Annotated in this window: 17 protein-coding genes; 16 read left to right on the forward strand and 1 reads right to left on the reverse strand. The window is 66.0% G+C overall.

Features of this window, described 5'->3' with window-relative positions; all coding sequences use genetic code 11:
* The 5 genes from X946_RS11565 to X946_RS11590 form a co-directional block, all read left to right on the forward strand.
* A partial coding sequence (locus X946_RS11565) for a YadA family autotransporter adhesin (protein ID WP_038747554.1) occupies window positions 1-1,164 on the forward strand: 1,164 nt, incomplete at its 5' end.
* 2,099 nt (window positions 1,165-3,263) lie between these two features.
* Window positions 3,264-3,677, forward strand: coding sequence for a hypothetical protein (locus X946_RS11575; protein WP_038747557.1), 414 nt, complete (start codon window positions 3,264-3,266; stop codon window positions 3,675-3,677).
* A gap of 198 nt (window positions 3,678-3,875) precedes the next feature.
* Entirely contained in the window at window positions 3,876-4,541 is a 666-nt protein-coding gene (locus X946_RS11580) for a response regulator transcription factor (protein ID WP_038747402.1), read from the forward strand.
* On the forward strand, window positions 4,541-7,789 hold the full coding sequence (locus X946_RS11585; RefSeq protein WP_038747405.1) for a hybrid sensor histidine kinase/response regulator: 3,249 nt from the start codon (window positions 4,541-4,543) through the stop codon (window positions 7,787-7,789). Before X946_RS11580 ends, X946_RS11585 begins: the two co-directional genes overlap by 1 nt.
* A 374-nt stretch (window positions 7,790-8,163) precedes the next feature.
* Entirely contained in the window at window positions 8,164-8,910 is a 747-nt protein-coding gene (locus X946_RS11590) for an EAL domain-containing protein (protein WP_052145062.1), read from the forward strand.
* A 198-nt stretch (window positions 8,911-9,108) separates the two neighbouring features.
* Here X946_RS11590 and X946_RS33645 read toward each other — a convergent pair whose 3' ends face one another.
* Complete coding sequence (locus tag X946_RS33645) at window positions 9,109-10,056, reverse strand: hypothetical protein (protein WP_152611688.1); 948 nt, start codon at window positions 10,054-10,056, stop codon at window positions 9,109-9,111.
* Between the two features lie 340 nt (window positions 10,057-10,396).
* Between X946_RS33645 and X946_RS33650 the strand changes: the two genes are divergently transcribed.
* From X946_RS33650 to X946_RS11655, 11 genes are all read left to right on the forward strand, one after another.
* On the forward strand, window positions 10,397-10,891 hold the full coding sequence (locus X946_RS33650) for a hypothetical protein (RefSeq protein WP_152611689.1): 495 nt from the start codon (window positions 10,397-10,399) through the stop codon (window positions 10,889-10,891).
* A gap of 130 nt (window positions 10,892-11,021) precedes the next feature.
* Complete coding sequence (locus X946_RS11605; RefSeq protein WP_038747415.1) at window positions 11,022-11,648, forward strand: response regulator; 627 nt, start codon at window positions 11,022-11,024, stop codon at window positions 11,646-11,648.
* A gap of 56 nt (window positions 11,649-11,704) precedes the next feature.
* A complete protein-coding gene (locus X946_RS11610; RefSeq protein ID WP_161788658.1) occupies window positions 11,705-15,406 on the forward strand; it encodes an ATP-binding protein in 3,702 nt (1,233 codons plus the stop codon).
* Between the two features lie 783 nt (window positions 15,407-16,189).
* On the forward strand, window positions 16,190-16,831 hold the full coding sequence (locus tag X946_RS11620) for a response regulator transcription factor (protein ID WP_038747424.1): 642 nt from the start codon (window positions 16,190-16,192) through the stop codon (window positions 16,829-16,831).
* Between the two features lie 125 nt (window positions 16,832-16,956).
* Window positions 16,957-18,309: a TolC family outer membrane protein gene (locus tag X946_RS11625; RefSeq protein WP_226377262.1), complete on the forward strand. Its 1,353-nt coding sequence runs from the start codon at window positions 16,957-16,959 to the stop codon at window positions 18,307-18,309.
* A 128-nt stretch (window positions 18,310-18,437) separates the two neighbouring features.
* Window positions 18,438-19,604, forward strand: a complete 1,167-nt coding sequence (locus tag X946_RS11630) for an HlyD family secretion protein (protein WP_235364014.1) — start codon at window positions 18,438-18,440, stop codon at window positions 19,602-19,604.
* Window positions 19,605-19,670: 66 nt separating this feature from the next.
* Window positions 19,671-21,806, forward strand: a complete 2,136-nt coding sequence (locus tag X946_RS11635; RefSeq protein ID WP_038747428.1) for a peptidase domain-containing ABC transporter — start codon at window positions 19,671-19,673, stop codon at window positions 21,804-21,806.
* Window positions 21,807-21,937: 131 nt separating this feature from the next.
* A complete protein-coding gene (locus X946_RS11640) occupies window positions 21,938-22,252 on the forward strand; it encodes a hypothetical protein (protein ID WP_038747431.1) in 315 nt (104 codons plus the stop codon).
* Between the two features lie 119 nt (window positions 22,253-22,371).
* Complete coding sequence (locus X946_RS11645) at window positions 22,372-22,629, forward strand: hypothetical protein (protein WP_038747434.1); 258 nt, start codon at window positions 22,372-22,374, stop codon at window positions 22,627-22,629.
* A gap of 215 nt (window positions 22,630-22,844) precedes the next feature.
* The gene (locus tag X946_RS11650; protein ID WP_038747437.1) at window positions 22,845-23,372 is read left to right on the forward strand and encodes a fimbrial protein; all 528 of its coding nucleotides are present in this window, start codon (window positions 22,845-22,847) and stop codon (window positions 23,370-23,372) included.
* Between the two features lie 88 nt (window positions 23,373-23,460).
* Window positions 23,461-24,234, forward strand: a complete 774-nt coding sequence (locus tag X946_RS11655) for a fimbrial biogenesis chaperone (RefSeq protein ID WP_052145059.1) — start codon at window positions 23,461-23,463, stop codon at window positions 24,232-24,234.
* Window positions 24,235-24,342 lie beyond the last annotated feature (108 nt).

The following is a 24,342-nucleotide window of genomic DNA, read 5'->3' on the forward strand; positions in this document are numbered from 1 at the left end:
TCGACCGCGTCGGGCGACAACAGCACGGCGAGCGGCACGAATGCGTCGGCGACGGGCGATAACAGCACGGCAACCGGCACGGATTCGACCGCGTCGGGCAGCAACAGCACGGCCAACGGTGCGAACTCGACCGCGTCGGGCAGCAACAGCACGGCCAACGGTGCGAACTCGACCGCGTCGGGCGACAACAGCACGGCCAACGGCACGAACGCGTCGGCGACGGGTGAAAACAGCACCGCCAACGGCGCGAACTCGACCGCATCCGGCGCGGGCGCGACGGCAACGGGCGAAAACGCCGCGGCTACCGGCGACAGCGCGACGGCGACGGGCAACAACGCGTCGGCGTCGGGCACGAGCAGCACGGCCAATGGCGCAAACGCAACCGCGTCGGGCGATAACAGCACCGCCAACGGCGCGAACTCGACCGCATCCGGCAACAGCAGCTCGGCGTTCGGTGAGAACGCGGCGGCAGCCGGCGACAGCAGCACGGCCCTCGGCGTCAACACGGTTGCTTCCGGTACGACGAGCACCGCTGCCGGCGCGAATGCTTCCGCCACCGGCGATTCGAGCACGGCGCTGGGCGGAAACGCGGTTGCGTCGGGCGACAACAGCGTCGCGACGGGCGCCGGTGCGACGGCGTCGGGCGCGAACAGCTCGGCGTACGGCACGAACTCGAGCGCGACGGGTACGGACAGTGTCGCCGTCGGTCAGGGCGCGATGGCGTCGGGATCGAATTCGGTCGCGCTTGGCACGGGTTCCGTTGCGTCGGAGGCCAATACGGTGTCGGTCGGTTCCGCGGGCAACGAGCGCAGGATCACCAACGTCGCGGCCGGCGTCAATGCGACGGACGCCGTCAACGTCGGCCAGTTGAACAGCGCCGTGTCGGGCATCCAGAATCAGATGACCGGCATGCAAAGCCAGATCGATACGCTCTCGCGCGACGCCTATTCCGGCATCGCGGCCGCCACCGCGTTGACGATGATTCCGGACGTGGACCCGGGCAAGACGCTGGCCGTGGGCGTAGGCACGGCCAACTTCAAGGGCTATCAGGCGTCCGCGCTCGGCGCGACCGCTCGTATCACCCAGAACATCAAGGTGAAGACGGGCGTGAGCTACAGCGGCAGCAACTACGTGTGGGGCGCCGGCATGTCGTATCAGTGGTAATCGCGTAGGGCTCCCCGCGCGCCGGCGCTCGACGCCCGGCCCGCGGGGCGTGGTTCGGGCCGTCGCATGCACGCATGCGGCGGCCCATTTTTTTTACGACGTTCGTCGTTGCTCGCTTCGTGCGAAGCCGTGCGCGTAATCGGCTTCGTTCGGGCAGAGCAAGCCGCCCGAGCCGACACGTGTCGGATGGCGCTGCTCTTCGAATGTGCGGGCCTGCCGGGATGCGCCGCCGCCGTGCTTGCGGGTGCGTGGATCAATAAACGGCGCATGCTGCGAAATGCAGCAGCCGCGCTTCAGTATCTCGGTCGACACGGACATGCGGGTATCCGGCAGGATGGCCTGCGCCGGAACGCGGGCTTTCTCGCAGCGTCCGCCCGTGCCTTCCTTTCGTTGCGACGATCGATGCCGAAAGATGCGGTGCGCTCAACCGCGCGGCGCTCGGCCTGCTGTGCAGCGGCTATTCGCCGATTCGCAACGCCGAGCGGACAAGATCGGCCGATTACCGCTATCCCGACAGTGGCATCAAGCAAGCCTGCCGGCTCGTCGGCCGAGCGATCGTGCGCCCCGTGCGATTCGCCGGCGACTCCGAACGCGCCGCCGCACGATCCTTGCCGCTGTCGATCCGTTTCGCCGGAACAACTCGGTTCATAGGGATCGGCGCGTCAACGCCGGCGTTGGTGCGCCGGCATCTTCGATGCACGGCATGGGCGCAGGCAAGGCGCGCTTCGCTTCGATGCGCGGCTGCGAGCGCGCACATCACGCGTATCCGAACATGCTGGAAGCGGTCAACGTCTGCAACGCGCTTCATCCTGAATTCGCGGACTTTCGCATGCTCGCTCGATGTCGCCAAGCCAAGCCACGGCCTCGCGTCGTTCGGAGGAACTCATCCGGCACGCCGTGCCGTCGCGTCCCGCGTCGATTCGATCGTCGCCCGCCAATGGGAAAGCGCACAGAGCGATGTCGATTTCGACGCGTTCCCCGGTGATTGCCTGCTGTCGCACGATCCGCACCTGATCTCGCACCTGATCGGGAACCGCGGATGCCGACGTCGCAACTTCGATTGCAAAGGCGGCGCTACGGCGCACTTGCGCGCTTCACGGCGCTCGGCTCGGACACGATCGTCGAATCGCACGCCGTTTCCCGGGCAGCCCCTCGCATCGGGCCGCCAAGACAACGCGTGCGCTTATCCCGGCGCAATCGTTTCGTTATACGAAGGTCCTTGAACGGACGAGCCGAGCGGCGCGCGCTCTGTTTGCGCCGGTTTCGGCGGAATTGGCGGGGTCGTCGGCGAATTCCGCGGCATCGATCATGCGCGTCGCACGCGCGCGGCGATACAACAGGGCGAACATGCGCAGCCGGAGCGGCCAGTTGACGGAACGTCAGGGATGCAAAGCATGGGATGTGCCGCCATGCCGTATACAAGTCGGCCGGTTCGCGCCTGGGTCGTCCGGGCAGAAATTCTAACTTTTTTGATGTTCGTCGAATGCTCGTTTGCATAAAAATGGATATCGGCCGCAGCAAGGCGGCCGCATGAGACGCATGCGACGCATCCGATCAAGAGAATAGCGATACGTTGATCCGGATGCGGCCGTCGAACGACAACGAGATGTCGGCGCCGGCACGACCGTTTTCGGGGCGGACGCCATTCTGTCGCACGCACGCTCATTCGAAAGTTCGATCGCGAATCGCGCGGCGTTCGGACTCCAGAATTGGCGCGCTCCGGGGAGCGCGTCTTCTTGCGATGCGCGAATCGGCCGCTTCCCGCGGAAGCGTTCGGCCCGGCGCGCATCGATCGCCGCTCGCGGCGCTTTTTTCGGAACGCTATTTTTTTTCGGCCCGGATGCGTGTCTATCTTCGCGAAATCCCGACGTGAAGATCCGTGAATTTTCAAATCATGTTAATTCCCGTTCGATTCAACGAGCGGATGCTTTTTTCTCTGGGTCAGGATCGTATTGGGCAATTGCGCCGCTCGGCTTTCGCGGCGAGGTCAATGGGAGATTTACTTGATGGAGCAGACGACGTCGATTGGATGGACGACTCGCTCGCATGCGCGATCCGAGGACTCGTGGGATCAGATTTCGCAATGGATTCTTTTTCTGGTGCCGGTCGTTTTCGTCGCGTTTTGCGTACTCCTGCTGTCGCTTTGGTACGTCGATATCTTGACCGGATGGTTGATCGTGGCTTTTGCGTTGCTCATTGAAGCCATGTTGATCGGCATCGGGTTTTTCGTTTTCGTGACGGTGCGGATATCGCGTTGGCAGCGGCACGAACACGATGCGAAGACGGCCCCGTGCTGCGCGGATCAGCAGGCGGACGAGGATTCGCCGATTCCGGTGGGATTCGACGGCGTGAAGACGGTTCATTGCATGTTTAAGTCAGGGCGGGTCGGCGCGTTTCGGGTAAGCTGTTACAACACGAATTGCCCGCTCATGCGCGAAGCGGACGAAGCCGAACGGCTGCCCCGGCGGACGGAACGAGCGTATTCGCACGAAGCGCTGCTGTATGAAAAATGAAAGGCGCAATGGAAACTCGAATACCGAACGGACGCGTTCGTGACTCGAAGTCGATGTGCGGCGTTCGGGCGAATCGTGCTCGCGAAGCATAGGCAGGAAAGCAGGCATTCGATATCGTGTTGCATGGAATGCGCATGACGGCGCGCCGGACATCATTCGCGCGCCGCTTCCGCGCTTTCCGCTTTTTTCGGAGCCGCCATGTCCAACGTTGCCCTGCATACAAGAAGTGTCGTCGTGGCTGACGATCATCCGATCGTTCTCCGCGCGGTGACGGACTACGTCAACTCGCTGCCGGGCTTTCGGGTGGTGGCGTCGGTCTCGTCGGGCGACGCGCTGCTGTCCGCGATGCGGGAGCAGGAGGTCAATCTCGTCGTCACCGATTTCGCGATGCATCAGGCGGATGACGACAAGGACGGCTTGCGCCTGATCTCTCACCTGATGAGGGCGTACGAGCGCACGCCCATCATCGTTTTCACGATGTTGACCAATAGCGGCGTGATCAGCCAGCTGTGCCGCATGGGCGTGGCGGGGCTCGTCGGCAAGGAGGAGGAGATCACCGAGCTCGGGCGCGTGTGCCTCAACGTCGCGCGCGGCGCCGGCCAGTCGTTGTCTCCCGGCATGGCGCACCGCCTCGCCGTCGCCGGCAGCATCAGGCCCGGCGAAGCGGCGTTCAATGCATTGACGCCGAAGGAGCTCGAGGTCGTGCGGCTGTTCACGGGCGGCATGTCGCTGACGGACATCGCCCGGACGCTGAATCGCTCGCTGGGGACGGTCTCGACGCAGAAGCGTTCGGCGATGCGCAAGCTCCATGTGGACACCAACGTCGATCTCATCAACTGCGCCCGAGAGCAAGGACTGCTCTGATGCAAAGACTCATGCAAGAACTCGAGGGATCGCCGCTGAGAAAGTTCCATTCGCTCGAGTCCAATTTGAAGCGCGAGCGCCGGGTCTTCGCGACCGTCATCGTGCTGCTCGTCTCGGCGGCCATCAGTATCGCGGCCATGACCGTCACCGGATTGTTTCAGACGGCTTTCCGGCAGGAGGAGCAATCCGCGCGCATCCACGAAAAGGAAGTGGTCGACGCTTTCCTGCAGCGCCGCATGATGTTGACGACGGCGAGCCTCGTGCTGCAGCTTCGAATGAACGGCGCGCCTTCGGCGCTGAGCGCGCCGGCGCCGAACGCGTGCACGCCGATGGCCCACAGCGCCCGCGACGACACGATCCTGCGCGAGAGCTGCGATTACACGGTGCAGTTGCTGGCCAACTCGGGGCAGACGCCGAGCGTCGAAATGGTGACGGCCGACAGTTCGGTCGGCTACGGATATCTGTTTCCCGCGGGCGACTTGAGCGCACTTCGCGCCAGCACCCCGTCCGAGCTCGTTTCGGCCGTGCTCGAGCGGTACAGAAAGCGCGGCCTTGATCCGCTCGACGCCGCGCGCAAGAAGCAGATTCTCTGGTTCGCGATCGGAAGCGGGGCGAGCGGCGAGGAGTTGCACATGATCGGCGCGTCCGTCGTGTTAAAGGACGACAGGCTTTACGCGCTCGTCCTGACCAGCGTGGACCTGCACAGCCTCGCTTCTCCGATCGAGCGCGCCGGCCGCGTTCAGCAGCCGGTCATCGTGGACGCGGACGGCGTGCCGCTCGTGAACGCGGACGACTCGGAAATGGTCCGCAAGGTCGACGAGCGGCTCGCCGCAAGACAGGACGGCCTGTACCACTGGATTCCGGGCTTCGGATGGGCGCTTCGCCGCCCGGCGCCGTTCTCCGGTTTCGGGCACATGATGTATCTGCTTCCGCTCGATCTGCAACTGCAGTCGATGCAGTACGAACTGGGTCTCGTCGGCGGCGCGACGCTCGTTCTGATCGTGTTGCTGCTCGTCGCGTTCCGATACTGGAACTACCGGTTTCTGACGCGCATCTACGAGGAGGCGTCGCGAGCGCTCGAAAGCGAAATGCTCAACCATCTGCTGGTTCATGCGACACCGGTCGGGTTGTGCATCGTGCAGCGCACGACGCTGGAAATCGTCGTCGCCAATCCGATCGCGCGCACGATGCTCGGCTTGCGGCTCTCGGACCGGCATTTGCCGCAGGAGCTGCAGAACGCATTCGAATCGTCGCTGGCTACGCAGGACACCCAATCGGACGACGCGCGCATTTTCCAGTTCCCGTTCACGCTGTCGCGCGCCGGGCATTCCGCCGTCCACATCGAAATCACGTACGCACCCGCGACGCTGAACGCGCGGGAGGTGTTCTTTTGCGCGATCACGGACATGACGGCGCACCACCAGGCGGAAATCCTGCTGCGCGAGGCGAAGCTGACGAGCGACGCGGCGGCCAAGGCGAAGGTGGCGTTCTTCGCGTCGATGAGCCACGAAATCCGCACGCCCCTGTCGTCGCTCGTGGGCAACATCGAGCTGATCGCGCGCGGGCCGCTCGCGCCGGAGCAGCAGGCGCGCGTGAAGGCGATGGAGACGTCGGCTCGCGGTTTGATGCAGATCGTCAACGACGTCCTCGATTTCTCGAAGATCGACGTCGGCGAGCTGAGCCTCATGGAGGAGTGGTCGAACATCGCCGATCTGCTCGACCGGTTGGCGCTCTCGCATGCGCCGCTCGCGACGCAGCAGGGGTTGAAGTTCTACGTGGTGTTCGAGCGAAGCCTGCCCGCGCGGCTTTACTTCGATCCCGTCCGGGTATCGCAGATCGTGAACAATCTGCTGAGCAATGCGCTGAAGTTCACCCCGTCGGGCAAGATCGTGCTGCGCGCCGGCTGGCATGCCGGCGAGCTCGAAATCAGCGTGACGGACTCCGGCATCGGCATTCCGGATGACCTGAAGCACCGGCTCTTCCTGCCCTTTACGCAGGGAGACAGCAACCGGCTGAGGCAGGCGCGCGGCACCGGCCTCGGCTTGTCGATCTGCGCGCGCCTTTGCGAGCTGATGAAGGGGCGCATCGATCTGGAAAGCACGGTCGGCGTGGGAACCCGCATCGCGGTGTCCCTGCCGCTCGACGCATCGGAGGGCGATTCGAGCAACGCGTACTGGACGCTTCCGTATCGCCGCGTCGCCGTGCTCGGCCGTGCACAGGAAAACCTCGAATGGCTGACCAATCTGTTCGACCCGGGCGTCACGGCCGTGACTGCCTTCGCGAATCCCGCCGATCCGATCGACGAGCATGCGCACGACTTCCTGATGGCCACCGACGAATTCGCGCCGGCCGAAGTGCGGGCGTGGTGGAAAAGGCCGGATTCGATCGTGTGGGTCGGGCAGACGGGGCCGCTCGTGCCGAGACGGCGCGACGGCGGCGGCGTGGAAATCAGCATATATAGCCTTGCGGGGGTGAAATCCGCGGCGCAGATGCTCGCCGCCGGCCGCACGGCGCTCGTCGATGCCGGGCAAGCGCCTCGAGGGGCGGAGGCGGGAATCACGGTGCTGATCGTCGAAGACAATCTTCTCAATCGCAGCCTTCTGTTCGATCAGCTCACGACGCTCGGCGTGCGGGTCATCGAGGCGAAGAACGGCGAGGAGGCGCTCGCGCTGCTGTCGAAGGAGCCGGTGGACGCCGTGATGACCGACATCGACATGCCGGTGATGGACGGCTTCCAGTTGCTCGCCGAGATGAGGAAGCTCGGCATGACGATGCCGGTGTACGCGGTGAGCGCGAGCGCGCGTCCTGAAGACGTCGCGGACGGCCGGGCGCGCGGCTTTACCGACTACCTCGCGAAGCCGGTTCCGCTGGAAGGGCTCGAGACGGTCGTTCGCGCGTGTTGCAGCGCGCAGACAGGCGAGCGCGCGCAAGACGGCGCGCAGGACGATCTGCCCGACGTCCCCAACGTGCCGGCCGCGTATGCGCGGGTGTTCGTCGCGCAGACCGGTGGAGAAATCGCGGAATTCGACGCGATCCTGCACGAACGCGCGCTGCCGAAACTGAGACGATGGCTTCACGGCGTGTCGGGCGGCATCGCCGTTCTCGGGCCTTCCGCGCTGCATGAGCAATGCCAGGAGCTTCGGAGCTACGTGCGCGAAGCCGGCGAGTGGAATCGCGAGATCGAGCTGCAGGCGTTGGCCATTCGGGATGCGCTCGAGCGGATGGTCGCGGCGCTGACGAACGAATGATCGTCGAACGCCGGGGCCTGCCGGATCGGGGGGCGCTCCCCCGCGGGAAGGCTCCGCGCCGAGTTTCGCGCTTTGCTGCGGGTTCAGGCTCGGATTCGAAGATTTGTGATTCTCTTCACGCTCGACATGATTTAACGTTTCCTGAAGATTTGAGGGCGATCGGACCGGCGGGCGTCGGCGTCGTGCTGCGAGGCCGCCTTCCGGCGGGCGCGAAGCCGCGACGGACGCCGCCGCGACGGCGGCGTCTTTGGGAGAATGATATGGAAACGGGCATCACGCGTCGTAGGGGTGCATTCTTTGCCCGGGAACACGAAAAGGGACTTCCGTTGGATGAGGCCGATCTCGAGCGAGCGCTCGAGGCCGGAGAGCTCGTCATGGATTATCAGCCGATCGTTTCCGTCCGTTCGGGGGCCGTGACCGGCGCCGAAGCGACGATACGATGGGATCATCCGGATTGGGGGGCGCTGCCTCAGCGCGTCGTGTACGCCGTCGCGGACCGGCTGGGCGCAGCGCCCCGGATCGCCGGCCACGCCGTGGGCGAGGCCTGCCGGCAACTCGCGCGCTGGAAGCACGAGGGCGGCGGCGTGTCGGCGCTGTCGATGCGGTTCTCGGGCGCTCAGTTGTGCGCCGAAAGCGTGTTCGAGCGGCTCGCGCAATCGATTGCGGAATTCGACATCTCGAGCAGCCAGTTGACGCTCGAAGTGCCGGAAATGTCGGCGCCGGAGGAATCGCTGAGTCTTCTCGATCGTCTGAAGCGGTTGAGGCAGAAAGGATACGGCATCGTGCTCAGCGATTTCGGGGCGCATCACACGGCGATGTCGACGTTGATGGTGCTGCCCGTCACAGGCGTCAAGTTCGGCGCATCGTTCACCGAGCGTCTGCCTGGTTCGCCGACCGCGGAGGCGATATTGTCAAGCGTCTCGCGGCTCGCGCACGATCTGGGTTTCTCGTTGACGGTGTCCGGCGTCGCAAACGGGCGCCAGTTGGAGCTACTGCGTCGATATCGCGATATCGAGCTGCAGGGCGCCTATCTGTTCAAGCCGATGCGCGCGCAAGACTGGCACGAGCGCGTGAATCCGAGAGCGCTGTCGCAACTGAATCTGCGCGAGCCGCCGTTCTGACGCGGCGAGCGAGGCCGTTTGCGTTTCATCGCGCCGATCGCGATCGGGCGCGCCGGCAGACAGGCCGGCCACCGTTGCGGGCCAGGTTCCGAATCCGCTGCGCGAGCGCCGACGCAAGGGCTGCCGTCAGACGCGGCCGGCGCGATTCGCGCCGCACTCCGGCGCGCCGATGTCTGCGCGGGTCGCGGCGAACGGCGCTCATGCCGTCCTCGCGCGGCCCGAGAGCGCCTCGGTCGGCTCGGCAATGCGCGCGTGACGCGCGCGGACGTTCTTCGGGCTGGACGGCGCGGGCAGCCGCTTTGCCGGCAGCGCCCCGCATGCGAGCCCGAATGCCGCGTCTCGCGCACGGCGAGCGCAAAGGCCGGGCGATTCGACTTTGTCGCGCGCCTGGTCGCGCGCGGCGAGCCGCGTGGAATCCGGATGCCGCGTCAGCGCCGCCGCGCGACATCGTCGCCGTTGCCGCGCGAGCGGTCCTTCGGGACCGGACACGGACATCGCGGCGGCCCTGGGCGGCGCGTCGAGGGCCGCGTCGTGGTCGGCTCGCGCCGGATCGCCGCCGAATACGCCGCTCGGCGCGCGCAATGCAACGCATGCGGGCCGCGACGAAAGCGCGCACGAGCACGCCGCGTGCGCATCGTACGACAAGGCGCGCCGCGCGGTCGCTCGCCGCATCCGAGCTTCGAAGATCCGGCCGCTCGGCAACGGCGCATCCGGCACCGGCGCGTGTTCCCGCGCTTGCAGGAAGTGCGGCGTGGCGTGATCGAAGCGGCCCGCGCGCGGCGCGATGTCGCTGACAAGGCGATACGGGGCCGGGGCTGACCCAACGCGGGGCCTCCCGGCCGCTCGAATGCCGTCGAGCCTGCCTGCGAGTTCGCATGCGATGGATGGGCGCAATGGCGCGACCGGCGAACGTTCGATGAGGTCCGTGCTCATTTTCCTGTCCTTACTCCATACGGTTGAACGGCGGATTCGCTCCCGCCGATGTCGGACGTTTCCGCCGAAGGCCGGGCTTGCGTTCGCGCCGATGTCCTCGGCGGTGCGTGGTGCGACGGCGTGCCGTTTGCAATCGGCACGAGCCGGCTCGTCCGGTGTCGACGAAAGCGGAGTGGCGACCGGCTGCCCCGCGCGTCGGCCGCCCGACCCCACGCCGGCGCAGCTCGGAGAGGCGGATGCGTTGCCCGGCCGCTCGCCGGCGACGCGGCGCGTTGCCCGACGCGCACGCGCTCGACGCCGCTCGACGAACGCGGCCGTGCCGAGCGCGAACCCATGAACAGACATTGCCTTTCTTTTCTTACCGCGGAAATCGCAATTGTTAGAGACGCGGCCTCCATGTCGCCGCGCGTTCGCGATTTCGTCGTTGGCTGCCGCGTTGACTGTCGTCGGACTCGTCGGCCGCGCGCGTCGTGCCCGTGGGGCCGAAATTTCTAAGAACTCTGATTCAACGGTCGATTCGCGATCGGTACAGTCGAATGAATCCGGATAGGCGATGCGGGTGCGTTACGCGATTTCGCCGATTGCCGCGACGGCGCGGCGTGTCGGGCGCGTTGCGTTTCGTGCGTGCTTGGGCGCCATCGACGGGAAACGCGCGGATGCCGCGCGATTCGTCCGCGAGCGCATGAGCGCAGATGGGCGCGCGTTGCGGGTTGCGGGCCGTCGCGTTCGGCAGCTTCCCGTGCATTACGCGGCAACTGATTTCCCGCGCCATCATTCATCGGCGTTCGCCATGGAGCCGCGCGATACGCGCCGTGCCGACGCTTCCGGCACGGCACGTTCGCAAGCCCGTTATCAGCGTGAAAAGGCCCTGGCCCAATACCGGCACGTGATCGCGGCAGCGGCGGCGTGGCTTTCGGCCGGTTGCTGCAGTTTTGGCGCTCCGGTCCGCCCACACGACGAGACGCAGGGCGAGTGTGCCGCGGCTCGATACCCGCCGGCACGCCCCCTTGTCGCCGCTTCGTTCGTGCTCTCGCGAACATCCGCATGACTCGGGGCCGCCGTGGCGGGCCGCGCCTTCGGCACGCGTTTTTTTCATTCACGACATCTCGTCGGTCTCGACCGACACGCAGGAGGGCACATGCCGTCAGTAGTGGTCGCATACGCACCGAGGAACCGCGATGCCCGGCATTCTGATTGTCGATGATCATCCCGCCATCGGTTTGGCGATCCGTACCGTGCTGTCCGGAAGGCAGGAGTTCGGGCCGATCCGCGAAGCGGCCAACGCAGTCGATGCGATGACGCTCCTGCGCGAGCACCCCATCGAGTTGGCCATTCTCGACATCGAGATCCCGGGCGGCGACGGTTTCCGTTTGTTGAAGCGGATTCGTGCGGAAGGGCTGAAAACCCGGGTTTTGATTTTTTCCGCGATGGACGAAAAGATCTATTCGGTGCGGGCGAGCCAGGCCGGAGCCAACGGCTTCCTGAGCAAGCGAAACGACATGGCCCAGATCCTCAACGCCGTGAAGACCATCCTGTCCGGCTATCTGTTCTTCCCCGCCGAGGCCGTTTCGGCGCTCTACCACGATCGAGCGCAGGAAGCCGCGAACAGGATCGGCGGGTTGACGAATCGCGAGCTGACGGTGCTGCGCGGGCTCGCGCGCGGATCGTCGAACAGGCAGATCAGCGAGGATCTGTGCATCAGCAACAAGACGGTCAGCACGTACAAATCCAACATATTCGAGAAGCTCGGGGTGTCGTCGGTCGTGGGCTTGGCCGATTACGCGAAAAAGAACGGTCTGATCTGAGAACGATTCGCGGCAAGCCGCACCGCCGATCAATGGCGCAGGCGAGCCTCGTCGACATGAATACGATGTCATCCTGCATTTGGTCGAAGATCGGCCGCGCCGGGCGCCGCAATGCCGTCCGGCTGTCGGCCATCTTGTGTTTCGCGTCGGTTGGCGCTCATGCGGGCACGGCGAACCCGGAATATCCGCCGCGCAAACTGCAGTTGCACAGCATCGAGGACGCCAATCGGCACTTGTCCGCGGAGCCCGGTGATCGGAGCCGACCGCATTTGCCGAGGACGGTGCGGGTGGCGGTCGCGCGCGACGGTGGCGTCCCGTACAACCTGTATCGCGATCGCGACCTGTACGAAGGCGTGACCGCGGATTATCTCCACGTCATCCAGCATGCCGGCGCGCTTCGCTTCGAGATCTGGATGTTCGATACGCGCGCGCAGGCTCGAGCCGCGCTGATGAGCGGCTCGGTCGATCTCGTCGGCGGCGTTCGGCTGGACGCCGATCGGCACCTGCTTCGGTCGCGCCCGTACTTCACGGACCGGCGGGTCGAAGTGCGTGTGCTCGGAGAAAAAGGCCGGATGGATTCCGCGTCGGCGCCGCCGGAAAGCTATGCCGTGACGGCGGACGATTTCGGCAACGCGGCTTTTCGCGCCCGCTACCGGCACGAAAAGATCACGGCCTATCCGACGGCGCTCGGCGCGCTGCAAGCGGTGGCCTATCGCACGGCCGACGCATTCATCGGCCAGGCCACCGAAGCGAACTACCTGATCGACCAATTGCAGTTGCCGCTGTCGATCACCAATTTCGCCGACGTGGACGCGCCGCCGTTCGTGTTCGCCGCCCGCGCCGCGGACACGGACCTGATCAACCATATCAACGCGGCGCTGCGAGCCATTCCGATTCGCACGGCCGGCGAAATCCAGCGACGCTGGTTCGGTTCGGCGAATCATTTCAAGATCCGTCGAGACCTCGTGCTGACGGAGGAGGAGCGCGAGTACGTGAGGACGCATCGCACCATTCGCTATGCGAGCGCGATCGATCTGCCGCCCTATATGTTCGTCGAGAGCGGCCGCGGAAAAATCACGGGCCTGGGCGTCGACGTCATGGACTTGATCGGCGAGCGCACCGGGCTGAGTTTCCAGCCCGTGTCCTTCGGCACTCAGCGGGAATGCCTCGCGGCGCTCGCGGACGGCAGGGTCGATTTGCTGCCGAACGTCGCGATCGGCGACGCACGCGAGAACTGGATGACATCGACCGCACCGTATGCGCAGACGCTCTGGGTCATCCTCGTGCGCGCGGGCGATGGCGCTATCACCAGCACCGCGCATCTTGGCGGCAAGCGTATCGGCATCATGCCCGAGACGCGCGGGTTCCAGCGGTTCAATCCGGAACCGCTCATCGGCGAGCCGCAGCTCGTCGAGGCGCGCGATATCCCGACGCTGTTCAGCATGCTTCTCGACGGCAGAGTCGATGCGATTTCCCTGCCGGGCACCACCGCCAACTATTTCATCGCGCAGTACGAGCTCGCGAGGCTGGTGAAGGCGGTGACGACGGTCAACGAGTCGGTCACCAGCATTGCGATGGCGGTGCGGCGCGACAACGAGCTGTTGCTCGGCATTCTCGACAAGGTGTTTCAGGCAACGCCGCCGGAGGATCTCGACGCCTTGCGGCGCGACCGGATGCGCTACCGCCCGACCAACGTGATCGCCGGTTGGTCCACCATGCAGCGGCAGCGGGTCGTCAAGGCGCTCACGGCGCTGTCCGTCGTGCTGAGCTTGAGCGCGGCCGCGCTCGGCGCGATTCGCTACGGCCAGCGACGCCGCGCGCGCGAGCTGCGCGAGAGGATCGCATTGCAGGATGCGCTGATCAACGCTTTGCCCTTCGCGGTCTACCTGCGCCAGGCGGACGGGCGCGTGGTCAGCTGCAATGCATCCTTCGCCGAGGCCTACGGGTTGCCGCGGGATGCGCTCGGCGACGCCGACGCGCTGCCTGCGTCGACCATCCGGCAACAGGCATTGAACGCGATGCTCGATGAACTGTTTCAGGCCACGCTGACGGAGCGCCGGGCGCAATTCGTCGACAGAACCTTGGCGGACAACGGCGGCGATTCGGATCTGTTCGTCTGGACGGTTCCGCTCGGGTGTTCGAGCTCGGGCGCCGGCGCCGTGCTCGGCGGCTGGATCGACATCACGCTTCGCAAGCAGACCGAGCGCGCGCTGAAGCAGGCGACGCTCGAAGCGGAGACCGCGAACCGGGCCAAGAGCGCGTTTCTCGCGACAATCAGCCACGAAATCCGTACGCCGATGAACGCGATTCTCGGCTTGCTCGAACTGGAGCTCGGCCTTCCAGGCGCGCCGAACCGGGACACGATCTGGACGGTGCGCGAAACCGCGCAGTCGCTGCTGCGCCTCATCAACGATTTGCTCGACACGTCCAGGGCCGAGTCGGGGCAGCTTCAGCTCGATCCCCGGCCGACCTGCGTCGTGAGCTGCGTCGAGCGGCTGTTGTTGATGTATCGGCGGCTCTGCGCGGAAAAAGGCCTGGCGCTGAACGCCGAAATCGATCCCGGCGTGCCGCAGACGCTGCAAATGGATGGCTTGCGGGTGCGTCAGGTGATCGGCAATCTGCTGGGCAACGCACTGAAGTTCACTGACCGCGGCGGCATCAGCCTGAGCCTGCGATGGCAATCTCGCGACGATTCCCGCGGGACGCTCGAGATCGTCGTGCGCGACACCGGCGTGGGAATACGCGCGGAAGACCAGGCCCGGCTATTTCAGCCTTTTGAGCAGGTGACGGGCGCCGGGGCCGGCCTCGACGGCTCCGGCCTCGGGCTCTGGATCTGCGGTACGCTGGTGGCTCAGATGCGCGGCCGGATCGCGCTGGAGAGCGAGTTCGGCGAAGGCACGCAGGTGCGCGTTTCGATTCCGCTGATGCGAGCGTCGTCGGACGATGCAATGCCGCCGGCGCTGCCGACACCGCGAGACTGGGCGTGCAAGCTGCGCGCGCTCGTGGTCGACGACCACGCGCCGAACCGCATGCTGCTGGTGCGCCAGCTGCACGCGCTAGGCTTCGAGGAAACGTTCGAGGCCGGCGACGGCGAGCAGGCGCTCGAACTGCTGGAACGGGAAACGGTGGACGTGATCCTCACCGATTGCTCGATGTCGCGCATGAGCGGCTATGCCTTCACCGCCGCGGTGCGAGCGGACGAGCGATGGCGTGATTTGCCGATCTTCGGATGCAGCGCCGACGCGCGCGCCGAAGCGCATGAGCAGGCGTTGTCCGCGGGCATGACCGCGTTCCTGGCCAAGCCGGTCGGCCTGCTGGATCTGGCGCATGCATTCGATGCACATCTTCGCGGTGCGGTGCTCGTCGCCCCCCGCGCCGCGGAAGCGGCCGCGGACCCGACATCCGATGCGATGGCGCTTGCCGCGCGCCACGCGCTGTATGCGATCGCCGGCAACGACATCGACGCGCGCAACGCGTTGATCGACACGCTCGTGCGGAGCAACGACGCCGATATCCGGGCCTTGCAGCAGGCGATGGACAACGGCGACGTCGAAACCGCGATCCGGACCGCGCATCGCATCAAGGGCAGTTCGCAGATCGTGGGCGCGGCGGAACTCGAGCATGGCTGCGTCCAACTGGAGCAGCGTCTGCGAGAGGGCGACACGGCGGCATCGAGGGCGCACGCCGCGCGCGTCGTCGCGCTGTGCGCCGTCTTGCATGCGCATCTGCGCGCATTGCGGCAGCGCGCGATCGCATGAAAGGGCCTGCGCAGGGCAGGACGCCGATCTGACGCCGCGGCTGCATCGACCGAAGGCGCAATGCAGCGCGCCGCGTCGCTCGCTTCGTTCGTCGCGCTGCAATCATGAGTCGGCGGCGAGCGGCACGTCGTGTTCGCCGCGTATTGCATCGAATCGCATCGAATCGCCACACGATCCTTCATACCCGAATGCGCGAACCGGTCGCGGCGATCGCGTGCAGCAATCGCGTTTGCGCAAGATCGTCGCGGCGCGCCGCCGCGCGTCGCGTGACGAAACCACGTTCGATGCGATTCGGCCGGCGCTGCGAAGTTCGGCGACGAACGCGCCTGCGCCCGACGCAATCGGCAACGTGCCGGCCTCGCGCGCGGCCTCGCCGCGCATATCGCGAGCCTGCAGCCTGGAGCGTTGTCGCTCCATCCGGATTTCCGGGCGTGGTCCGGCTGGCCGCTCCGCGTGACGACAATCGATTTCTCCATTGAACGCCGCCGCACGGCGGCCCGCCAGCCGGGCAGATCCGAACAGATTCCATCGAGCCGTGCGGGCAGGACGGCCTTGACCCGAGCCCGGCGACGCCCCGGAAAATTCCGATGCCGTTCTCGGAAAAGCGTCATCGCGTCTTCCGACGCGGCCTATCGCGTGCGACGGGCCTGAAGAAAAGAATAACGTCCGAGCCATTCAGCACCTGCGCCGACATCGACGGGCATGTGGGACAACCGCTCATTTCACGCCGGCCCCGAATTGGCCGGCGGCACGACTCACACGTTCCTTCATCCGGGATCTCACATGGCAGGCATCACGCTATCGATCGCCGACGATCATCCGATCGTCCTGCACTCGATCAAGCTGCTCGTCGAACCGCAGCCGTTGCTGCAATTGCGGCACGTGTGCAGCAGCGGGCGCGAACTCCTTTCCGCGTTGACTCGCGAACCGACTCATCTGGTGCTGACCGATCTCACCATGCCCGCGCAAGGCGGCTCATACGACGGCCTGGCACTGCTGCGCGCGGTGCGCGCGGCGGCGCCGCGCAGCAGAGTGATCGTCCTGACCGCGCAGAGCAACGCCGCGATATTGACGAAGGCGATGCAGCTCGGCGCGCGGGCGCTGGTCGGCAAGGCCGACCCGGCGCACGAAATCATCCGCGCCTGCATGCACGTCCACGCGGGAGCAACGCGCCATTTGTCGCCGGTCATGCGCAGGAACGTCGAAGACGGCCAGTCCGCGCACATGCGCAATTGCAACCTGACGCAAAAGGAGCTCGACGTCGTGCGTCTGACGGCGACCGGGCTTTCGTTGTCGGAGATCGCGCTGCAGTACCGGCGATCGGTCAGCACCGTCGCATCGCAGAAATCCACCGCGATGCGCAAGCTCGGCATCCATTCCACGGCGGACCTGATCCGCTACGCCACTGAAAACGGATTGACATGAAAGCGACTCCGAACGCCGCGGCGGCGCGACGCGGCACATCGGCATCCGAAAAAATGGACGAATTGCGATTTTCACCGCGCGCAGCGACGTTCAGACTGCGTGCTTCGAGCGATGCCGACGCAGGCATGAGCGCCGCCGCCGTTTCGCGTTTCTTGCCGCGCGGGCGCTGGGCGCTGCTGTGGTTCGCGTTCGCCGCACCGGCGCCGAGCGCGCATGCGACGACGCTGCCGCAGGCCGTGGCGGCCGCGCGCACGTTCGATGCGGCGATCTCGGCCGCGCGTCACGGCGAGCGGGCCGGCGCGCAGAAGCGTTGGGAAGGGCTCGCCGGGCTGCTGCCGAAGGTGCAGCTCGAGGGCGCGTATACGCGCCAGGATCAGCCGAGCGCGTCGTACGCAGCCGGCGTGCGGCGCCATTACTACGCGATCACGCTGACGCAGCCGCTGTTCGACCTCGGCCGCTATGCCGACTACCAGCGCGGCGCCGCGCAGGCGAGCGGAGCGGAGGTGGAACTCGCCAGCGCGCAGCAGCAGCTCGTGAGCAACGTTTCCGATGCGTTCTTCGAGATCCTGTATCAGCGCGAGGTGCTGCAGGCCACGCGCGCGGCCAAGGAGACCTTCGGTCAACAGCTCGAGCGTGCGCGCCTCGCGCTGAACATCGGTGAGGGCACCCGGACCGACGTCGACGAGGCTCAGGCCAATTACGACGACGCGCAGGCGCGCGAGATCGGTGCGCTCAACGATCTCGAAACCGCCGGCGGCGCATACGAGCGGCTGACCGGCCTGCGTGCGGCCGACGTCGATCCGCTTGCCGGCGTATGTCGCTCGCCGCCTTCGATGGCCGAACTGGAGCCGATGCTCGCGCGTGCGGAAGAGGACAACCTCGAAGTCCGCGCGGCCGCGTTCCAGCTCGACGAGGCGCAGGCCGACGTGACGACGGCGCGCGCGAGCCATTTGCCGGTGGTGAACCTTCAGGGCAGCTACGGCGGCAACTGGAGCCGCGCGCAGAACGGCAACGCGCTCGACGAGCTGTTCGGCACGACGTCGAAAACGCGAACGTCGATGATCGGCATCACGGTGACGATCCCGCTGTTCGCCGGCGGCGCGGCGGTGGCCACGTCGCGCGAAGCGTACAGCCGCCGCGCGCAGCGCCGCGATCAGTTCGAGGATGCGCGCCGGCGCGCGCGCCAGGATGCGCGCGCCGCGTTCCTCGGCATCGTCAACGGCGCGGCCAAGCTCAGGGCGCAGCAGCGCGCGGTGGAATCCGCGCGCAGCCGCGTCGAGTCGACGCATTACGGCCGCGAAGTCGGGCTGCGCACCAATGTCGACGAGCTGACGGCGCAGCAGAAGTATTTCGAGGCGGCGCGGGATCTTGCCGATGCGCGCTTTCGCTATATCACCGCGCGGCTGAAATTGTCGGCCGTGCTGGGCACGATCGCTCAGGACGACCTGAACGAATTTGGATGTTTGACCGTCGGCTAGGCGCATGCGGCCCGAGGTTTCATTGATGGATTGTCATGTCTGACTCACTGTTTCGCCCCGAGGCGCTCGAAGCCGGCAAGGGCAAGCTGATCGGCACGGTTGCGCTGTACTCGCCGCCTTACCGCTGGTTGCTCATCGCCATCGTGGCGGTCATCGCCGTTTCCGTCGCGGCGTTCATGGCGCTCGGCACGTATACGAAGCGCGAACGCGTGATGGGGCAGATCGTGCCCACCGCCGGCGTGCTCAATGTCAGCCCGCCCGTCACCGGCACGGTGGAAAAGATCGAGGCCCGCGAAGGCCAGCGCGTGCGCGCAGGCGAGCCGCTAGTCACGGTGTCGGCTGAGGTGACGACTTCGTTGGGCGACGCCCGCGAGATGGTTCGCACCCAGCTCGAGACGCAGCGCGAGCGGCTCCGGAGCGATCTGAGCGGCCAGACGGTGCTGGCCGACGAAGCGATTCGCGGGCTGAAGGATCGCGCGGCGACATTGGAGGGCCAACTGCGCGAACTTCAACTGCAGCACGCGCACCGCGTGCGCCAGGTGGAGCTCGCCCGCAGCCAGCTCGAGAAGCTGGCGATGATGCGAACTCAAGGCTATGCGTCGAATTCGCAGGTCGATCAGCAGGAAGCCAGCGTGCTCGACGCGGAGGCTCGCCTGCAGGATTCCGTGCGCGCGCGGCTCGACGTGCAGGGCCAGTTGATCCAGGTGCGACAGCAGTTGCGCGAGCAGCCGCTGAATGCACGGCAACGGCGCAACGAAACCGGACGCAAGCTGGCGGAAACCGAACAGGCCATCGTCGAGAACGAAGCGCGCCGCTCCGTCGTGCTGCGCGCACCGGCCGACGGCGTGGTGGGGGCGATGCTGTTCAAGGTCGGCCAGATCGTCAGCGCCGGACAGACCGCGGTGTCGGTGCTGCCCGCCGACGGCAAGCTCGAAGCGCAACTGATGGTGCCGAGCCGCGCCATCGGCTTCATTCATCCGGGGCAGACCGTGGTGCTGCGCTACGAGGCTTATCCCTACCAGAAATTCGGCCAGCAATTCGGCCGGGTGTCGGGCGTGTCGCGCAGCGCGCTGTCGCCGCAGGAAGTCGCGGCGTTGACGGGCCAACCGAACGTGCAGGAGCAGCACTACCGGCTGACCGTCGCGCTGGATCGTCAGGACATCGCGGTCTACGACCGCACGGAGCGCCTGCGTCCCGGCATGGCGCTCGATGCCGATCTCCTGCTCGACCGTCGCACGCTGATCGAATGGGTGCTGGAGCCGATCTACGCGCTCGGCCGTCGCGCGAGCGCCTGAAACCGAACTGTCACGAACCACCGGCTTGCCGCTCGCGGCGCGCATGCCGGCACTGAAATCCGAACGATGAGTATTCTGAATGCCTTGCGCTTTGGCTGGGGACGCCGGCTGCCAGTGATCCTGCAAACGCAGGCGGCCGAATGCGGGCTTGCCTGCGTGGGAATGGTGGCGGGATTCTTCGGCCACGATATCGACATGATGCATCTGCGTCAGCGCTTCACCACGTCGCTCAAGGGCGCCACGCTCGGCGACGTGATGCGCATAGCCCAGCGCCTCGGGCTGGCGTCGCGCGCGCTGCGGCTCGAGCTGGGCGAGCTCGGCCAACTGCGGCGGCCCTGCATCCTGCATTGGGAGATGAGCCATTTCGTGGTGCTCAAGCGCGTCGAGCGCGATCACATCGTCATCCATGATCCCGCGCGCGGCGCGCGCAAGGTGCCGATGGACGAAGTCTCGCGCTGCTTCACCGGCGTCGCGCTGGAATTGCTGCCGACCGCCGCGTTCGAACGCAAGCGCGAGCGCGAATCGATTTCGATGCTGCGGCTGATCGGCAGCGTGCTCGGCGTGCGCTCGGCATTCGTCCAGGTGCTGACCTTGTCCGTCGCGCTGGAGTTGTTCGGCATCCTGACGCCGTTCTACATGCAGTGGGTGATGGATCACGTGCTGGTTTCGTCCGATCGCGATCTCCTGACGCTGCTCGGCATCGGCTTCGCGATGGTGGCGCTGTTCCAGACCGCCATCACGGCGCTGCGCTCGTGGGTCGTGACATGGTTCTCGAGCCTGCTCAGCGTGCAATGGAGCGCCAATGTCTGCGCGCATCTGCTGCGGTTGCCGATGACGTATTTCGAGCAGCGCCATATCGGCGACGTGGTGTCGCGCTTCGGTGCGGTGGGCACGATCCAGAGCACGCTGACCTCGCGTTTCGTCGGCACCTTGCTCGACGGCGTGATGGCCGTCGTCACGCTGGGCATGCTGTTCGTCTACAACCGCACGCTGACCTGGCTCGTGATCGCGCTGTTCGCCGCATACGCGCTGCTGCGCGCCGTCGCGTACCGTCCGTTCCGGCAGGCCAATGAAGACCAGATCGTCTACGCGGCGCGGACCGAGACTCAATTGCTGGAATCGATCCGCGGCGTTCAAGCCATCAAGCTCGCCAACAAGCAGGACGAGCGCGTGGCGATCTACGCCAATGCGATGGTCGAGACCGCGAACAAGGGAATCGCGATCCAGCGCTTGTCCATCGGTTTCTCCGCCGTTCACGGACTGGTTTCCGGTATGGGCCGGGTCGCGCTCGTGTGGCTGGCCGCGCAGCAGGTCATCGACGGCAGCTTCTCCGCCGGCATGCTGGTGGCCTACATCAGCTTTGCGGATCAGTTCATCGGACGAGGCTCCGGCCTGATCGACGCGCTGATCGATTTCCGCATGCTGCGGCTGTACGGCGAGCGCCTCGCCGATATCGTGCTGACGGATGTCGAGGCCGACATGGAAGGGAGCGTCGCGCACATGCCGAGCACGCAACGGGATGCGCCGCCCGCGATCTCCGTTCGCAATTTGCGCTATCGCTACGCGGAAGGCGAACCGTGGGTGCTCGACGGCTGCTCGTTCGATATCGCCGCCGGCGAATCGGTGGCCATCGTCGGCCCCTCGGGGCAGGGGAAGACCACGCTGGCCAAGCTGCTGCTGGGGCTGCTCGAACCTCAGGAGGGCACGATCGCGGTGGATGGCGTCGACATTCGCCACATCGGCTTGCAGCACTACCGCGACCGCATCGGTTGCGTGATGCAGGACGACATTCTCTTCGCGGGCTCGATCGCGGACAACATCGGCTTCTTCGATCTCGAACCGGATCTGGCGCGGATCGAGGACGCGGCGCGGCTCGCGCAGATCCACGACGACATCGCCGCGATGCCCATGGGCTATCAGAGCCTGGTGGGGGACATGGGATCGTCCCTGTCGGGCGGGCAGTGTCAGCGTGTGCTGCTGGCGCGCGCGCTGTATCGGCGTCCGGACATTCTGGTGCTGGACGAGGCCACGAGCCATCTCGACGTCGCACGCGAACTCGCGATCAACGAGGCCGTCAGCGCGATGCCGATCACGCGCATCCTGATCGCCCATCGCCCCGAAACCATCCGCAGCGCGCAGCGGGCCTTACTGCTGGAAAACGGGCGCGCCGCGTTCGTACCGTTGCCCGTCGCGACGCGGTGAGGCGCGCGTCGGACGCGCGTCGCGCATCGGTGCGCATCGGCGCGCGACCGACGAGCCCGCTGACGATTCGAGCCGCCGGCGAACCGGCCTTTCTTTGTTCGCCAATCCACTATTTCAAAAGGAGTATTTCAATGCGTGAACTGACCGTGATGGAACTGGAGCATGTCGCCGGCGCAGGCTTCTGGTCGAGTCTGGGTGCCAGCGTTCTCGGCGCGCTCACGGGCTTCGGCACGGGCTTCTTCAAGGGCGGCGTGACGGGCGGCAGCACGGGCGGCATCGTGGGCGCGGGCATCATTTCGGCCGGCGTCGGTGCAATCGCCGGTGCGATCGTCGGCCTCGTGGGCGGCGCCATTTACGGCCTCATGAACGACTGGGCCCCGACGGCGTCGTGGTTCAACGAGAACATGAACAGCCTGCTCGATCCGACCTATCCGGCACTGAAGTAAATCCGGCGGCCGTCTTGTCCCGCGCGGCGCGACCGCTGCACGCCAAGTGCCGGGGACGAGACGGCTCCGTGTCACAACGTCGGAGTCCAGACGATCCGACGCTAACGAAGGAGCTGAAAATGCGCGAACTCAACTACATGGAAACGGCGAACGTCGCAGGCGCGTGGAGCTGGTCGGATATCACGACGAGCTCGATCATGGCGATGTTTCGTCCGGCGTCGAACGCCGAGCTCACCGTGAGGGAGCCGCCGGAGTTGACGGGCGGCGCGGCCGGATTGGGCGACACCTTCGGCAAGGTTGCCGCGGCGCTGCTCGTCGGCGGCGTACTGCTCGCCGGCGGCATCGGCGCGGGCTTGCTGTCGCTCGCACGTCGCTGATCCGACGGCCTGTCCGCATCGTCCCCCTCGCGCCGCGGCACGCGAGCGCGAGGGGGCATGACGCTGTCGCCGCCGCTGTCTTCTGCGTTGCGCATTTGGACGTTTTGCGATTTAAGGACTCCGAATAATGGAACAGAATGAATCGTTGTCCGCAATGCCACGCATGGCGCGACAACGATCAAACCCTGTTCAATCAAACGGAAAACGTAAATCGAATGAACCAGAAAATCGCCTTCGGCATTCTTTCCGCCGCTCTCGCACTGCCCATGGCCGCTCACGCATCGGACGGCACCATCACGTTCAATGGCGCAATCGAGGCGCAGACCTGCACGATCAGCGTGAACGGCGGTAACCAGGACGCCACCGTTCAGCTTCCGACGGTGTCGGCAAGCACGCTGAGCACGAAGGGCAGCACGGCGGGCGCGACCAACTTCACGATCGCGCTGAGCGAGTGCTCCGGCGACGCCACGCAAGTCCGCGCCTTCTTCGAGGCGGGCCCGAACGTCGACGCCACGAGCGGCAACCTGAACAACAACGGTTCCGCCACGCAAGTGCAGGTTCAACTGCTGAACGCGGACGGCGTCGTGCTGCAAGCGGGCGACGAGTCGCAGCGCAGCAATGCCGCTTCCGCTCTGACGGACGGCGCGGCGACGCTGGTCTACGGCGCTCAGTACTACGCGACCGGCGCCGCCACCGCGGGTGACGTTCAAACTTCGGTGACCTACTCGATCGACTATCTGTAAGCACCGTCGGCGAGGCTCCGTCGTCTGCATGGAGCCTTTTACGGCAAGGGGGGCTATTCCAGCCCTCCTTCGTAGGCTGGAATTCACTATGCTCTCATTCAGAACGCCGAAGCGCGGCCGCTCGCGGTTGCATCTCTTCGTCCTTTCCCTTGCCCTTGTCGTCAGCACCGAGGCGGCAGCCAACATCGTTCTGTTCGGCACGCGCGTGATCTATCCCGAGGGGCGGCGCGAAGTGTCCGTGCGCATGAACAATCGGGGCGATCAGCCCGCACTGGTTCAGGCATGGGTCGATCGCGGCGACACGACGGCGACGCCCGACAAGGCGGACGCGCCGTTCGTCATCACGCCGCCGATTTCCCGCGTCGAACCCGGCAAGGGGCAGACGTTGCGGCTCTCCTTTCTCGGCGACGACGTGCCCGAGGACAAGGAATCGCTCTACTGGCTGAACGTGCTCGACATTCCGCCCAGGCCGAAGGCCGTCGAAGGTGAAAACCTGATGCAGCTCGCCATCCGTTCGCGCGTCAAGATATTCCTGCGGCCCGCGGCGTTGACCGACGAAGGGGCGATGGCCGCCGCGCAACAGGTGCGATGGCAGGTGCAGCGCGACGGCAACGGGCGCGTTCAAGGCGTCTTGGCGAGCAATCCCAGCGCTTACTACGTCAATATCGCGACGGTCGAGATCGGCCCCGAAGGCAAATCCGTCATTGCCGGCGAGGGGGCGATGATCGCGCCGGGCGCGACCCATTTGTTCCGTTTCGCCTCGTCGCTTCCGGCACAGCTCGAGAAGGCGCGCGTGGCGTTCGGCTATATCACCGACTACGGCGGCATTGCGCGCGGCGAAAGCACCCTCGGCACGCCCTGACACCCCCGGTTTCGCTCCGCGCCGCGCCTTGCCCCACAGCCGGCGGCGGCGCCCGGCGCGACGCACTTCAACCTTCAGTCACCATGGATATCAATCACTCGGCCCGTG

Source organism: Burkholderia sp. ABCPW 111 (assembly GCF_000773065.1).
Taxonomy (GTDB): Bacteria; Pseudomonadota; Gammaproteobacteria; order Burkholderiales; family Burkholderiaceae; genus Burkholderia; species Burkholderia savannae.

Bases quoted from the DNA above. Each gene is read 5' to 3' on its own strand.
- X946_RS11620 (WP_038747424.1), top strand. From the start codon at position 16,190: ATGGCAGGCATCACGCTATCGATCGCCGACGATCATCCGATCGTCCTG.
- X946_RS11650 (WP_038747437.1), top strand. From the start codon at position 22,845: ATGAACCAGAAAATCGCCTTCGGCATTCTTTCCGCCGCTCTCGCACTG.
- X946_RS11610 (WP_161788658.1), top strand. From the start codon at position 11,705: ATGAATACGATGTCATCCTGCATTTGGTCGAAGATCGGCCGCGCCGGG.
- X946_RS33650 (WP_152611689.1), top strand. From the start codon at position 10,397: ATGCGGGTGCGTTACGCGATTTCGCCGATTGCCGCGACGGCGCGGCGT.
- X946_RS11590 (WP_052145062.1), top strand. From the start codon at position 8,164: ATGGATTATCAGCCGATCGTTTCCGTCCGTTCGGGGGCCGTGACCGGC.
- X946_RS11580 (WP_038747402.1), top strand. From the start codon at position 3,876: ATGTCCAACGTTGCCCTGCATACAAGAAGTGTCGTCGTGGCTGACGAT.
- X946_RS11605 (WP_038747415.1), top strand. From the start codon at position 11,022: ATGCCCGGCATTCTGATTGTCGATGATCATCCCGCCATCGGTTTGGCG.
- X946_RS11625 (WP_226377262.1), top strand. From the start codon at position 16,957: ATGAGCGCCGCCGCCGTTTCGCGTTTCTTGCCGCGCGGGCGCTGGGCG.
- X946_RS11645 (WP_038747434.1), top strand. From the start codon at position 22,372: ATGCGCGAACTCAACTACATGGAAACGGCGAACGTCGCAGGCGCGTGG.
- X946_RS11635 (WP_038747428.1), top strand. From the start codon at position 19,671: ATGAGTATTCTGAATGCCTTGCGCTTTGGCTGGGGACGCCGGCTGCCA.
- X946_RS11585 (WP_038747405.1), top strand. From the start codon at position 4,541: ATGCAAAGACTCATGCAAGAACTCGAGGGATCGCCGCTGAGAAAGTTC.
- X946_RS11640 (WP_038747431.1), top strand. From the start codon at position 21,938: ATGCGTGAACTGACCGTGATGGAACTGGAGCATGTCGCCGGCGCAGGC.
- X946_RS11655 (WP_052145059.1), top strand. From the start codon at position 23,461: ATGCTCTCATTCAGAACGCCGAAGCGCGGCCGCTCGCGGTTGCATCTC.